Source organism: Rhodopseudomonas rhenobacensis (genome assembly GCF_014203125.1).
Taxonomy (GTDB): domain Bacteria; phylum Pseudomonadota; class Alphaproteobacteria; order Rhizobiales; family Xanthobacteraceae; genus Rhodopseudomonas_A; species Rhodopseudomonas_A rhenobacensis.
On record NZ_JACHIH010000011.1, the window covers coordinates 1 to 14,754 of the forward strand.

The 14,754-nt window shown below is 65.3% G+C and carries 9 protein-coding genes and 1 pseudogene; 2 read left to right on the top strand and 8 right to left on the bottom strand.

Going from position 1 to position 14,754, the window contains the following annotated elements; all coding sequences use genetic code 11:
• The 6 genes and pseudogenes from HNR60_RS10505 to HNR60_RS10530 form a co-directional block, all read right to left on the bottom strand.
• A partial coding sequence (locus HNR60_RS10505) for a hybrid sensor histidine kinase/response regulator (RefSeq protein WP_184257146.1) occupies positions 1-2,597 on the bottom strand: 2,597 nt, incomplete at its 3' end.
• Between the two features lie 423 nt (positions 2,598-3,020).
• Positions 3,021-4,007 (bottom strand): annotated as a pseudogene (locus HNR60_RS10510) (methyl-accepting chemotaxis protein); the annotation flags it as partial.
• Positions 4,008-4,180: 173 nt separating this feature from the next.
• Positions 4,181-6,148 (bottom strand): methyl-accepting chemotaxis protein, encoded by a 1,968-nt coding sequence (locus HNR60_RS10515; RefSeq protein ID WP_184257148.1) that lies wholly within the window; start codon positions 6,146-6,148, stop codon positions 4,181-4,183.
• Positions 6,149-6,388: 240 nt separating this feature from the next.
• Complete coding sequence (locus tag HNR60_RS10520) at positions 6,389-6,892, bottom strand: response regulator (protein ID WP_184257150.1); 504 nt, start codon at positions 6,890-6,892, stop codon at positions 6,389-6,391.
• A 149-nt stretch (positions 6,893-7,041) separates the two neighbouring features.
• Positions 7,042-8,226: an acetate/propionate family kinase gene (locus tag HNR60_RS10525; protein ID WP_184257152.1), complete on the bottom strand. Its 1,185-nt coding sequence runs from the start codon at positions 8,224-8,226 to the stop codon at positions 7,042-7,044.
• Between the two features lie 27 nt (positions 8,227-8,253).
• Entirely contained in the window at positions 8,254-10,608 is a 2,355-nt protein-coding gene (locus HNR60_RS10530) for a phosphoketolase family protein (protein ID WP_184257154.1), read from the bottom strand.
• A 442-nt stretch (positions 10,609-11,050) separates the two neighbouring features.
• On the opposite strand from HNR60_RS10530, the gene HNR60_RS10535 reads away from it, so the two are divergent.
• On the top strand, positions 11,051-11,701 hold the full coding sequence (locus HNR60_RS10535; RefSeq protein WP_184257385.1) for a BON domain-containing protein: 651 nt from the start codon (positions 11,051-11,053) through the stop codon (positions 11,699-11,701).
• A gap of 40 nt (positions 11,702-11,741) precedes the next feature.
• Here the strand turns inward: HNR60_RS10535 and HNR60_RS10540 are convergent, their stop codons facing one another.
• Both HNR60_RS10540 and HNR60_RS10545 read right to left on the bottom strand, forming a co-directional pair.
• A complete protein-coding gene (locus tag HNR60_RS10540; protein WP_184257156.1) occupies positions 11,742-13,181 on the bottom strand; it encodes a serine/threonine protein kinase in 1,440 nt (479 codons plus the stop codon).
• 2 nt (positions 13,182-13,183) lie between these two features.
• Entirely contained in the window at positions 13,184-13,924 is a 741-nt protein-coding gene (locus HNR60_RS10545) for a metallophosphoesterase family protein (protein WP_184257158.1), read from the bottom strand.
• 355 nt (positions 13,925-14,279) lie between these two features.
• Here HNR60_RS10545 and HNR60_RS10550 point away from each other — a divergent pair, with 355 nt between their 5' ends.
• Positions 14,280-14,711, top strand: a complete 432-nt coding sequence (locus HNR60_RS10550; protein WP_184257160.1) for a hypothetical protein — start codon at positions 14,280-14,282, stop codon at positions 14,709-14,711.
• Positions 14,712-14,754: the final 43 nt, after the last annotated feature.

The window sequence follows — 14,754 nt, forward strand, 5'->3', positions numbered from 1 at the left end:
CGGATGGTCTCGGCGAATTCGAAGCCGTTCATGTCCGGCATCTCGATGTCGGTGAGGATGGCGTCGAACTCCTGGCCGGAGCGCAGCACGCCCAAACCCTCTTGCGCGTTGGTGGCGAGCCGCACCTTGTAGCCCGCGGCCTTCAACACCGGGCCCAGCATGTTGCGGAAGAACGCCGAGTCGTCGACCAACAGGATCGACTGCGCGGAGCTGGAGGGCCGCATTTCCTTGCGCTTGAACCAGTCGGCGAACGCCATCGGCAGGAAGTGGCCGACGTCGATCACTTCGGTGGCGGCGCCCTTGATCACCGCGGAGCCCAGAATGCCCTCGTGGCTGGAGCCGACCTCGATCTGCAGATGCTCCTCGACGATGTCGACGATCTCGTCGACCACCAGGCCCATCGCGCGGTCGTCGTCGGCGAACACCAGGATCGGCTGCGCCCCGGAGGTCTGCACGGTGACGCCCTCCATGGTGACCAGCGGCATCAATTGATCGCGGTACTGCACCATGTGGCGGCCGTTGGAGTATTCGATCTTGTCGGCGGCGATTTCTTCCAGACGCGTCACCAGCGACAGCGGCACCGCCTTGGGCTGCTTGGAGCCGGCGCGGAACACCAACAACGAGGTCAGCTGATCGGCCGAGGAGGCGCGGTTGGCGGCGTTCTCGTCGGCGATGTCGTGCTGGGCTGCGACCGAGGTGCCGAGCGCCTGCGCGATGCCGTTGGGGTCGACGATCATGATCACCGCGCCGTCGCCGAGGATGGTGTTGCCGGAGAACATGCCGATGTGCCGCAGCTTGGTCGACATCGGCTTGACGACGATTTCTTCGGTGTGGAACACGCCGTCGACGACGATGCCGAAGGTCTGGTTGCCGACCTGCGTCACCACGATGAAGCCGTTCTCCGGCTCGGTGACCTTGCCGTCGTCGATCTGCAACAGATGCCGCAGATGCATCAGCGGCAACAGCTTGTTGCGCAAGCGCAGCACCGGGGTGTCCTTGATGCGCTCGATCTTGTGTTCGGAATTGGCGTGCGCGCGGACCAGCTCGACCACCGCCAATTGCGGGATGGCGAAGCGGTTGCCGGCGGACTCGACAATCAGCGCCGAGACGATCGCCAAGGTCAGCGGGATCTTGATGGTGACGCTGGAGCCCTCGCCGGCCACCGACTTGATGTCGATGGTGCCGCCGATCTGATCGATATTGGTGCGCACCACGTCCATGCCGACGCCGCGGCCGGAGACGCTGGTGACGGCGGCCGCGGTGGAGAACCCCGGCGCGAAGATGTATTTGTGGATCTGGCTCTCCGACATCTTCTCGACGTCGGCTTCCGAGGCGAGCCCGTTGGCGATCACCTTGGCCTTGATCCGCGCGGTGTCGAGGCCGCGGCCGTTATCGGCGATCGACAGCACGATGTGGCCGCCCTCGTGATAGGCCGACAAACGAATGGTGCCCTGCTCGGGCTTGCCGGCGGCGGCGCGCTCGGCGGGAGTCTCCAGGCCATGATCGGCGGAGTTGCGCACCATATGCGTCAACGGGTCCTTGATCAGGTCGAGCACCTGGCGGTCGAGCTCGGTGTCGGCGCCGTGCATCTCCAGTTCGATCTGCTTGCCGAGTTCGCTCGACAGATCGCGCACGATCCGCGGCAGCTTCTGCCAGGCATTGCCGATCGGCTGCATCCTGGTCTTCATCACGCCGTCCTGCAGTTCGGCGGTGACGGTGGAGAGCCGCTGCAACGGCACCTTGAACTCGGTGTCCTCGTGGCGGCGGCTGATCTCCAGGAGCTGATTGCGGGTCAGCACCAGCTCGGACACCATCGTCATCAGATGTTCGAGGGTGTCGACATTGACGCGGATCGACTGGTTGGCGATCTTGTCGGCGTCGTGCGGCGGCGTGTCCAATTCCACCACGGTCTTCTTACGGGCGGCGGGCTTCGCCGAAGGCTTCGCCTCAAGCTTGCTGTCCGGCCTGCTCATCTCGACCACCAGATGGCCGGGCTTGGCCTCCACCGGCTGCGGCAGCTCGACCGCGACTTCGGTCTCGCGAAACGCCCGCTCCAATTCGTCGAGCGAGACTTCGCCGGGGCGCAGCGCGCGCTCCAGAATCTGCGGCACCAGCGTGCCCTCGGCGACCGCGGGCGTCGCGACGATTTCGGGCTCCACCTCGGGCGCCAGCGCAGCCGCGATCGCTTCGGGCGCGATCTCGTCGGGCGCGGCCTCCGGCATCGGGCGCTGCGACAACACTTCCAGCTCGCCGATCAGATCGTCGTCGACGCCTTCTGGCTCGGCTTCGGTGGCTTCCAGCCCGCCCAGAATCTCCTTGATGCGATCGATGGTGAGCAGGATCAGCGTCACCGCTTCGCCGGTCACCGGCATGCCGTCGCGGAATTTGCCCATCAGCGTCTCGGCGGCGTGCGCCAGCGCTTCCAATCGCGGCAAGCCTAGAAACCCACAGGTCCCCTTGATGGTGTGAACCAGACGAAAGATGTTGTCCAAAATCTTGGCGTTGTTCGGGTCCTGCTCGAACCGGACCAGCTGATTGTCAACCGTGTCCAGACTCTCATTCGTCTCCGTCAAAAACTCGCGCAACAAGTCGTCCATCACGATACGCCTTTCCAAACCCTTCGCGCCGCGCCTTACGAAGACAGATCGCCGATATCCGCCGTCACGCGCATCTTGCCCGTTTCTGTTTTGGGCCCCGTGGGCGTGGCTGCGAAGCAAGTCGCTCGCATCTTCGTCCACCGGGCGCCATCTTTACCGATCAAACCTTACATTTCGTCTACACGCGCAATGCTCGCTCAAGCAGCTAGCAGTAGCTTGGACGAGTCTACCCGCCCGTTAATTTTGACGTTGGTACAAATACCGGCCGGCGGAGGACGATCGACAACGCGCAGCGCGTGACAATGCGCGCAAATATCTCGATGACACGCAGGACGCGAATGCCGCGCGCGTGCTCATGCTACTTTCGATTCATGGTTGCGCAGAATCTTAACGACCGCCGCGCTCGCACTGTGGCGTTCGGCGTTACGCCGCGCGCACCGTGGTGAGAAACAGCGTGACCTCGTCCTTCAGCCGGCTGCTGTCGCGCGACAGCGACTGCGCCGCGGACAGCACCTGCGACGAGGCGGAGCCGGTCTCGCTGGCGCCGCGCTGCACGTCGCTGATGTTGGCGGAGACCTGCTGGGTGCCCTGCGCCGCCTGCTGCACGTTGCGGGAGATCTCCTGGGTCGCAGCGCCCTGCTCTTCCACCGCAGCCGCGATGGTCGAGGCGATCTCCGACATCTTGCCGATGGTGTCGCCGATTTCCCGGATCGCACTGACCGATTGCTCGGTGGCGGTCTGGATGCTGGAGATCTGCTGACCGATTTCGCCGGTGGCCTTCGCGGTCTGCTCGGCGAGCGCCTTGACTTCCGACGCCACCACGGCGAAGCCGCGACCGGCCTCGCCCGCGCGAGCAGCCTCGATCGTCGCGTTGAGCGCCAGCAGATTGGTCTGCCCGGCGATCGCGTTGATCAACGCGACGACGTCGCCGATCCGCGCCGCAGCCATCGCCAACTCGCCGACCCGATCGTTGGTCTTGCGCGCCTGCTCGACCGCCTCGTTGGCGATCCTGGCGGAGTCCTGCACCTGGCGGCTGATCTCGTTGACCGACGAACCCATCTCCTCGGTGGCGGAGGCCACCGACTGCACGTTGGTGGAGGCTTCCTCGGAGGCCGAGGCGACCACGATGGCGAGCTGCTGCGAGCGCACCGCGGTCGTGGTCAGTGTCGCGGCCGAGGATTCGAGCTCGGTGGAGGCCGAGGAGACCGTCTCGATGATCTCGCCGATCGCGCCTTCGAAGCGGTCGGCCAGTTGGTGCATGTCGCGGCGGCGATGATCGGCCGCGAGGTGCTCCTGTTTGGTGATCGCCTCCGCCTCGGCGCTGGCCTTGGCTTCGGCGTTTTGCCGGATCACCACGATGGTCTTCGCCATGTCGCCGACCTCGTCGCCGCGCTCGGCGCCTGGAATGGTGACACCGGCCCCCGGTTGTGCCTGCGCCCCAGTGACCGATGCCGAGGTGAGCGAAACGCTAATCGGTCGAAGCTGAGGGACTGTTAAGTTCGCGCCTGGTAGAATTCCGAGCCCCCGGCGCGCGCGGCCAACCCGCCGGACGTGGCATGCGAACGCGCGCGGCGACGCGTCGATCAGGCGGCGCGGACCGTGCGCAGAAACTTGCTGACTTCGTCCTTCAGCCGGCTGCTGTCGCGCGACAACGACTGCGCCGCCGACAGCACCTGCGCCGAAGCCGCGCCGGTCTCGCTGGCGCCGAGCTGCACGTCGCTGATGTTGGACGACACCTGCATGGTGCCTTGTGCCGCCTGCTGCACGTTGCGGGAGATTTCCTGCGTCGCGGCGCCCTGCTCTTCCACCGCCGAAGCGATGGTCGACGAAATCTCCGACATCTGGCCGATGGTGACGCCGATCTCCCGGATCGCCGCAACCGAGCCCTGGGTTGCGCTCTGAATCCCGTTGATCTGCTGGCTGATCTCGCCGGTGGCTTTGGCGGTCTGCTCGGCCAGCGCCTTGACCTCGGACGCCACAACGGCGAAGCCGCGCCCCGCCTCACCGGCGCGCGCCGCCTCGATGGTGGCGTTCAGCGCCAACAGGTTGGTCTGACCGGCGATGGTGTTGATCAACTCGACGACGTCGCCGATCCGGCTCGCCGCCTGCGACAACTCGCCGACCCGATCGTTGGTGCTGCGGGCCTGATCCACCGCCTCGGAGGCGATCCGCGACGAATTCTGCACCTGGCGGCTGATCTCGTTGACCGACGACGACATCTCTTCGGTCGCCGACGCCACCGACTGCACATTGGTCGAGGCTTCCTCGGACGCCGCGGCGACCAGCGTCGCCAATTCCCGCGAGCGGTCCGCCGTCGTCGTCAGCGTCGTCGCCGACGCCTCGAGCTCGGTCGAGGCCGAGGAGACGGTGTGGACGATCTCACCGACCGCGGCTTCGAAGTCGTCGGCGAGCTTGTACATGTCCTTCTTGCGCAACTCGGCCATCAGGCGATCCTGCCGGGCCTTGGCCTCGGATTCCTCCTGCGCCTTGCGTTCGGCTTTGACCTTGAAGGTCTCGACCGCCTGCGCGATCTCGCCGATCTCATCCTTGCGGCCGAGCCCGGGAAGCACGATCGCGAAATTGCCATCGGCCAGCTCATGCATCGCTTTGGTCATGGCCGACAATGGCCGCGACACCGAGCGGCCGATCAGGAAGCCCATCAGGCCCACGATCACGACGATCCCGGCGATGCTGATCTGCATCAGCGACTTGGTCTGCCCGCGCGCGGTCAATTCCGCGCTCTGGGCGGCCTCGCTGCTCTGCTTGACCGATTGTTCGACCGCCGCAATCATCGGTTCGATCGCCGCGAAGCGGGCCGAAATCGCGCTCTGCTCCTTGGCGGCCAATTGCGCGGTCGCGACCCAGGCGAAGAAGTCGCGCTGATAGGCTTCGAGCTTGCGGCCGAGGTCGGCCTGCGCCTCCGCCGGAATATCGGATCGCGCGAGTTGCGCGGAAAACTCGGCCGCGCGTTTCTTCATGTCGTCGCCGGATTTGGCTTCGCCGCGCAGCATGAAATCCTTCTCATGGCGCCGCATCATCAGCATGGTGACCGCCAGGCTCGGCCTGTCGAACGCCTTCAGCGCGCCCTCGATCGCGTGCACCGAGGCACGCAAGCTGCCTTCCAGGCCCTTGTCCTCCTTGAGGCCGAGCTTGACGCGCGCGGCGGTCAACGCGGCAAAATGAGCGTCGTAATCCGCAGTGCCGGCTTGCATCGCGTTGAGGTTCTGCACAAGATCGTTCTGCCCGAGCGCGCTCGCCTGCCGCCGCATATCGTCGAGATCGGCGGACACTTCCTTGCTCATTTGCAGGTGCTCCTGGACGTTCTTCTCATCCTTGCGAAGCAGGAAATCCTTTTCGGCGCGGCGCATCCGCAGGATCGTCACCAGCACCTTGTTCTGCAGCGCCTCGAGCGAGCGTGCGCTGTCGTCGGCCTTGCGAAACACGTCCTGTTTGGCGTCGCCCAACAAATAGAGTCCACCGAGCAGCAGCAACCCGGCAATTCCGAGTGCGGCGATCGAACTGATTTTGTGAGTGAGTCGCAAAGTGAACATGTCGTTGTTTCCGCAAAGGCTGCGCTGAGGAGCTGTTGGACGTCGTGGCGCATGCGGGCGAAGGCAAGACGAGGGATCTGCCATCTCAGCATCCGCAATCGGCGGCGCACCGAACAACAACCCGAACGTTGCAGCGAAAACACTTAACGTTTCGTCATGCGGAACCGCTGCGACGAACGTTTGACGCTGGCAATGCTACCGGCATCGCCGCGATGGCGACCGCAGCGACGCGGCTCGACGTCAGCTGTCGGGATCGAACCGCGGACCGCGGACTTCACCCCAGGAGTGCACGATCGGCAGTCCGGCGAGCGCGCTGCGCAGGTTGGCCAGCGAGATCCGCAGCGCCGCCAGATCGATCGGCTTCGGGAAACTGTGCAGCAATTCCATGCCGAGCGAGCGCGCCAGCAGCCGCGCGGCACTGCGCCGCTCGGCATTCATGCCGCTGATCAGGATCACCGGCCCGTGGTAATCGGCATCGGCCATCGCCTGCAGCACCTCGTTGCCGTCGCCGTCCTCGAGCATCAGGTCGAGGGTCACGCAGGCGAAGCGACGGCCGCGCAGCAACTCGATGCCCTCGGCGCAGCTGTTGGCCTGGGTCACTTGGTAGCCGGCCTTTTCCGCCGCGGCCGCGATCAGCATCCGCTGCGTCGGGTCGTCGTCGACCACGAGAAGGCCCAACAGGCCGAGAACGGTCTCCGCCGGAGCGGCCCGGTCCGCAACCTCGGCGCGTCGACGTCTGCTCATGCCTTGTCCTCGGTCATCGCAAATCGTTGGGATCGACTTAGCGAACGCGGTCGACTGGTTCGTTAATCGAAGGCCAGGCTTTACCCGATGCGTTTACGGCTGCTTACGCGGCGCCCGACAATTTGAGGAACTCGTCGGCGCGCAGTTAGTCACGGCTCGCCGGTGCCGCTGATCAGCGCAAAGGCGTGCCGCGCCACCATCAGGTCCTCGTCGGTCGGGATGATCCAAGCCGAAACCCGGCTGGCGGGCGAGGTCAGCCGCGGCCCGGAGACGGCGGCCTCGTCGATCTCGACGCCGAGCCAGGCCGCCTGTTGCAGCACGCGACGGCGGATCTCGGGCGAATGCTCGCCGATCCCGGCGGTGAATACGATGGCGTCGAGGCCGCCGAGCGCGGCGGCGAGCGATCCCAGTTCGCGGCCGATGCGGTAGACGAACAGCTCGACCGCGGCGGCGGCATGCGGGTCGTCGCTGCCGAGCAACGTGCGCATGTCGCCGCTGATCCCCGACACCCCGAGCAGCCCGGAGTGCCGATACAGCAGGTCGCGCACTGCGGCCGGCGTCATGCCGTTCTCTTCCAGCAGATACAGCACCACCGAGGGATCGATGGTGCCGCAGCGCGTCGCCATCGGCAGGCCGTCGAGCGGCGTGAAGCCCATGGTGGTCGCGACGCTGCGCCGGCGATGCAGCCCGCACATGCTGACGCCGCCGCCGAGATGGGCCACCACCACGCGACCCTCGGCGGCCTCGCCCAGCATATCCGGCAGCACGCCGGCGATGTATTCGTAAGACAGCCCGTGGAAGCCGTAGCGGCGCACGCCCTCCGCGGTGATCGCGCGTGGCAGCGCGTAGCTGGTCGCGACCTCCGACTGGCCGTGGTGGAACGCGGTGTCGAAGCAGGCGACCTGCGGCAGCCCCGGATGCAAGCGCGCCAAGGCTTCGATCGCCGCGATGTGGTTCGGCTCGTGCAGCGGCGCCAGCGGCACCAGCGAGCGCATGGTCGCCAGCACCGCATCGTCGACCAGCACCGGCGCCGCATAATGCGCGCCGCCGTGCACGATGCGATGCCCGGCGGCGGTCACCTGATAATCGGTGAAATGGCGATCGAGCCAGCGCAGGATATTGCCCAGCGCATCCCCATGCGTGGCGGCGGCGATCGGGTGCTCGGTCAGCACCGCGCCGCCGGCAGCGGTGGCGCGCAACTGCGCCGCCTCGCCGATGTTGGCGACCTCGCCGTTGCACAACAGCTCCTGCTTGGTGGGACGTTCGCCGGCCGGATACAGCGAGAACTTCAGGCTCGACGAGCCGGCATTGACCACCAGGATGGCGCCGGTCATCGCGTCATGCTCCCGCTGCGCATCCGCTCACGCCGTCCAGCGCCAGTCGACGATCTCCGGCAGGTCGTCGCCGTGTTCGCCGATATAGAGCTTGTGGCGCTGGATGCTGTCCCAGTAGCGCGCGGTCGCTGCCGCCGCCAGACCGCTCAGCCGCGGGATGCGCAGGATCGCATCCAACGCCAGCCGATAGCGGTCGAGATCGTTCAGCACCACCATGTCGAACGGCGTGGTGGTGGTGCCCTCCTCCTTGTAGCCGCGGACATGGATATTGTGGTGATTGTGCCGGCGATAGGTCAGTTTGTGGATCATCGACGGATAGCCGTGGAACGCGAAGATCACCGGCTTGTCGGTGGTGAACAATTCGTCGAAGCCGCGGTCGTCGAGGCCGTGCGGATGCTCGCTGCGCGGCTGCAGCACCATCAGGTCGACGACGTTGACCACGCGGATGCGGATGTCGGGCACGTACTCCCGCAACAGCTTCACCGCCGCCAACGCCTCGACGGTCGGCACGTCGCCGGCGCAGGCCATCACCACGTCGGGATCGCCGTCGTCGTTGCTGGCAAAGCGCCAGATCCCGGCGCCCGAGGTGCAGTGCCGCACCGCGGCGTCGATGTCCAGCCACTGCCATTCCGGCTGCTTGCCGGCGACGATGACGTTGACGTAGTTGCGGCTGCGCAGGCAGTGATCGGCCACCGACAGCAGGCAGTTGGCATCCGGCGGCAGATAGATCCGCGCGATGTCGGATTTCTTGTTGGCGACGTGGTCGATGAAGCCGGGATCCTGATGCGAGAAGCCGTTGTGATCCTGGCGCCAGACATGCGAGGTCAACAAATAGTTCAGCGATCCGATCGGCTTGCGCCACGGGATCGTGGCGCAGACCTTCAGCCATTTGGCGTGCTGGTTGAACATCGAATCGATGATGTGGATGAAGGCTTCGTAGCAGGAGAACAGGCCGTGGCGGCCGGTCAGCAGATAGCCTTCGAGCCAGCCCTGGCACAGATGCTCGCTCAGCACCTCCATCACCCGGCCGTCCTGGCTGAGGTTGATGTCGACGTCCTCGACCTCCGCCATCCATTCTTTGCCGGAGACCTCGAACACCGCTTCCAGCCGGTTCGACGCGGTCTCGTCGGGACCGAACAGCCGGAAATTCTGGCTGTCGAGATTCGCCTTCATCACGTCGCGCAGATAGTGGCCGAGCACGCGGGTGGATTCCGCGCGCACCGAGCCCGGGCCGGACAGCGTCACGGCGTAATCATGGAAGTCCGGCAGCGACAACGGCTGCAGCAGTTCTCCGCCATTGGCGTGCGGATTGGCGCTCATCCGCCGGTGCCCGGTCGGCGCCAGCGCGACGAGGTCGTCGCGCAGCTTGCCGTTGCCGTCGAACAAGTCCTGCGGCTGGTAGCTGCGCATCCAGTCCTCGAGCAGCTTCAGGTGCTCCGGCGCCTTGAAGTCGGCGATCGGCACCTGATGCGCGCGCCAGGTGCCTTCGACCGGCAGGTTGTCGACGAATTTCGGCCCGGTCCATCCCTTCGGGGTGCGCAGCACGATCATCGGCCAGCGCGGCCGCTCGGTGGCGCCGTGCTGGCGGGCTTCCTCCTGGATATGGCGGATCTGCGCCAGGATCCGATCCAACGTGCCGGCCAACAGCTGGTGCACCACGGCCGGATCGTCGCCCTCGACAAAATACGGCTCGTAGCCGTAGCCGCGCAGCAATTCGGTGAGTTCGACGCGGCCGATGCGGGCCAGCACGGTCGGGTTGGCGATCTTGAAACCGTTGAGATGCAGGATCGGCAGCACCGCGCCGTCGCGCACCGGGTTGAGGAACTTGTTGGAATGCCAGCTGGTGGCCAGCGCCCCGGTCTCCGCCTCGCCGTCGCCGACGATGCAGGCGACGATCAGATCGGGATTGTCGAACGCGGCGCCATAGGCATGCGCCAGCGAATAGCCGAGTTCGCCGCCTTCATGGATCGAGCCGGGAGTCTCCGGCGAGACGTGGCTTGGAATGCCGTGCGGCCAGGAGAATTGCCGGAACAGCCGCTGCATACCGTTGCGGCTGCGCTCGATCGCCGGATAGCGCTCGGTGTAGGAGCCTTCCAGATAGGAGTTCGCCACCAGCCCGGGGCCGCCATGGCCCGGACCGATGATGTACATCATGTTGAGATCGTGCTGCTTGATCAGCCGATTGAGGTGCACATAGAGCAGGTTGAGACCCGGCGTGGTGCCCCAGTGGCCGAGCAGCCGCGGCTTGATGTGCTCCAGCCTCAGCGGCGTCTCCAACAGCGGATTGTCCTGGAGATAGATCTGGCCGACCGAGAGGTAGTTCGCGGCGCGCCAATAGGCGTGCATCTTCTCCAAAAGGTCTGGCGACAACGGATCAGGCATGCGGGTCTCCAACTCTGCTGACAGCTTTGGCATCGGGGGTCCGGGGAGCCGGCGCGGCGGTGTTGCGTAAAGCTTGCAACTGCGGCCGATGAGAGATGATGCTCACGATCGCGGCATTCCGGTAGTCGTTGATCGCGTTGCTCGCTCGTCGAGCCATGCGGTAGGTGATGGGCCGAACACGATGACGGTGAGCGTAACCATGCCGAGCCGGCGCGCAATGAGTATTGTCGTGATCGCTAATCTTCACCTTTGATGCTGCCACAACAGAACAAATGCGATCCGGCGCCGCATCTTTTTAACTATTCTGAAGCTGTACACGCTGCTGCGACGGTTGATCTGGATCAACTCTCTGCCCCACGCCTTCTTGATTCGGATCAATGTGTTTGTTCGGCGGGCGCAGAAGATGCGGCCGGTTGAGACCTGCCCACCTCAGAGGCCAATCATGACCGATTCCGAGCTGCGTCAGAATATTCTTGACGAGTTTGATTTCGACCCCAGCTTCAACAGCGGACATATTGGAATTGTTGTCGACAACAACGTGGTCACCCTCAGCGGCTACGTCAACAGCTACGCGGAAAAATTGGCAGCCCTCGCCGCAACCCGCCGCGTCAAGGGCGTGCGCTCGCTCACCGAGACGATCGAGGTGCGATATCCGTTCGATCGCACCGCCGACGATCAGATCGCGCAACGCGCCTCCGACATTCTGGATTGGGACGTCTTGGTCCCGGCCAATGCGATCGAGGTCCAGGTCAACGACGGATGGATCACGCTCAGCGGCAATGTCGACTGGCATTACGAGCGAACCGCCGCCGAAGACGACGTGCGCAAACTGTCCGGCGTCCAGGGCGTCACCAATCTGATCGCCATCAACAATCCGAAGGTCGATACGTCCATCATCCGGGACAAGATCGAGTCGGCACTGAAACGTCATGCGGAGATCGGGGCGAAGGCCATCCGCGTCACCGTGCAGAACGGCAATACGGTGGTGTTGGAGGGCAGCGTCGACACTTGGGACGAGCGTCGCGCCGTGCAGAATGCCGCGTGGTCGACGCCGGGGGTAGCATCGGTCGATGACCGTTTGATGATCTGCTGACGATCCGTTTTCGCCGCGCCGCCGCGCGGTCTTCAAAGCCTCACGACACCTCCTCGTTCTCGACCGTAGCCCGCGTCGGTTTCTCCGCGGCGGCCCGCCGCACCACCGTGACGGTACACGGCGCTTCCGCCGCGACCTTGGCCGACACGCTGCCGAGCAGCTTGCGCAGCGCTGAATTGCGCCGTGCGCCGATCAGGATGTGGTTGACGTGGCTGGCGTGCACGAAGTCGAGGATCGCGGCCGCCGGATCGATGGCTTCGAGCACGTGCGCGGTGAGACGGTCGTCCGCCAGCTTCAGCGGCTGCGCCCAGTTGCGCAGCGCGACCAGGCGATCGACGTGCTTGTTGTGGCCGTGCTCGTCCAGCGTCTTGTCGATGGTGATGCGGCCGAGCTTCAGCACGTTGAGGCAGGCCAGCCGCGCCGACGGCAGCGTCGCCAGAGTGCGTTCGGCCACCGCGCGAAGCTCCTCGTTGAGTGCGGTGGAACCTTCGGCAAGATCGATCGCCACCGCGATGATCGGCGCCGACGCCAATTCGTCGGCGAGCGACGCCTTCGGCCGCGGCTGCTTCAGGTCGGGGTTGAAGCGGCGGCGCAACGCCGTGCTCCAAGGGTCGCGCTTCAGCTTTTCCGAGCGTGCGGTGAGCTTGACCTCGGCCGGATGCGTCAGGTCGAACACCAGCTGCGCCGCGGTCGGATGTCGCCACGCCGGTTCGATCTCCAGGCAGCGCAGCACGATCTCCTGCAGCCACAACGGATAGTCCGGCTTCAGCTTGCGCGGCGGCGCCGGATCGCGCCACAGCCGGCGGCGCATGCCGTACATGGTCTCGGTTTCGCCGAACGGGCGAACGCCCGTGGTGAAGAAATACAGCAGCACGCCGAGCGCAAACAGGTCGCTGCGCGGATCGTCGCGCACCCCGAGCAGCCGCTCCGGCGCCATATAGGGCGCGGTGCCGAATGGCAGCCGGAATTCCTCCTGCATCAGGTCGGGCAACAGATCGCTGCATGCCAGGCCGTAGTCCAGCACGACGGCCTCGCCGGACGGCCGGAACATGATGTTGGAGGGCTTGATGTCGTGGTGGATGACGTGCTGGCGATGCAGATCGGCCAACGCCGTGGCGATCCGCGCCGCGATGTCCACGGCGTCCGCATAGGGCAGCGGCAGCTCGGGCAACCGCGACAGCAACGCCTTGCCGGCGATCCGCTCCATCACGATGTAGGGCTGCACCGCAAAGTCGCCGGCGGCGACGAAGGCCGGGACGTGAAGCCCGGACAATCGCGGCATGATCATCTGCTCCATCTCGAAGCTGACGATCGCGGCGGGGTCCTCGCCCTCGCCGATTTTCGGCAGTTTCATCACCATCGGCATGGTCGAGCCGGCGCGGCTGACGTTGAGCAGCGTCGCCATGCCGCCCTGATGGATGCGCTCCTCGATCAGAAAGCCGTCGACCGTCGAACCCGGCTCGGGCGAGACGCTGGTCATGGCTATTTCCCCACCAACAGCCGTTCGGCGAGCCAGGTCGGCAGTCCGTTGTCGCGGATCCGCGCCGCCGCCTGCTCGACGTCATACGGCGCGCGGCAATAGGTGATTTCGCGGGTGTCGGTGTTGAACAGCGCAAAGGCGGCGGCCGGATTGCCGTCGCGCGGCTGGCCGACCGAGCCCAGCACCACCAGCCATTGCCGGCCCGGCAACAGCTGGATCGGCGCGCCGCTGGTCGGCACGAACGAGGTCATCTTGCCGGTGACCGACAGCGAATACAGCGCCGGCTTGTGGACATGGCCGCAGAAGGTGACGTGGGCGAAGGTCGACTGCATGCTGCGGGAGGCGCCGCTGGAATCGGTGACGTAGATCCAGTTCTCCGGACGGCTCGCCTCGGAATGCACGTAGAGCCGGCTGTGCTGCTCCTCCTTCATCGGCAAGGCCGCGAGAAACTGCCGCTGCGGCAGCCCGAGTTCGCCGCGGGTCCATTCCATCGCCGCCTGGGCGTGGGCGTTGAGCTGCACCTTCGGACTACCCACCGCGCAATCGTGGTTGCCCATCACCGCCACCGCGCCTTGGCCGACCAGATCCATCGCGGTGGTCACCACCCAATCCGGGTCGGCGCCATAGCCGACAAAATCGCCCAGCAGCACGATCTGCTCGGCGCCGGCCTCGCGCGCCTTCGCAAGACAGACCTCGAAGGCTTGCCGATTGGCGTGAATGTCGGCGAACAGCGCGATTAGCACCTTGCATCCTCCCCAGGACAGACTGATTGGCCGCCATAGGCTGGCGTTGATTCTTGTCAAAGAGCAAGGCCCGCAGCCGCCGGCCGATCCCGACGCAGCGCGTGCCGTCCCCAAGCTCGTCATTCGCCCGCGACCGACCAGGCTCCTTACCATAGCGCCCGCGCGGCGCGGACAAGTTTTGCGCCTAAGATGATCGCGGGTCCGGTGTCACGACACGCGCGCCCGCTTCGCCCAAGGCATCGCGATGCCGCCCGTCCGAATTCATCAGTGCAACGCAATAGAATTCTTGATCTGGCGCAAGCGGCCAAGGTTAGAGATGTGACAGCATCAAGAAAAGTTGAGTTTGGAGGCGTCCATGACTTCGTCGAGCAACAAGAAGCCGAGGGCAACCCCAGTTCCCAGCAACGTGGCCGACGTCGTCCGCGAGTGGGAAGAAATCGCCGCGAGCCCGAAAGAACTCGAAGCCTTCGGCCGCGCCATGGCCAACATGGTTAAGGATCTCGGCCTCTCCCCCAGCGAGCTTCGCGCGCTGGCGACCAAGGGCAGCAACGCCAAGGAATTGCCCTGCCTGCTGGAAGCGTTGCGGATCAGCATTCGCGCGCTGGCGGAAAAAGAACCGATGCTGCTGAACGATCTGCGTCGCGCCTGTGCGTCGTGCGAACACAAGCGCGAATGCGACGCCGACATCGCCGCCGGCACGCTGGTGCCGGGCTATCAGCGCTATTGCCTAAACGTGCAGGCGCTCGATGCACTTCAGCACGACGACAAATTCCACTCCGAATCCTGATCCGCCGCCGCTCCGCCGATCGGATCGCGACCAATGGCGAATT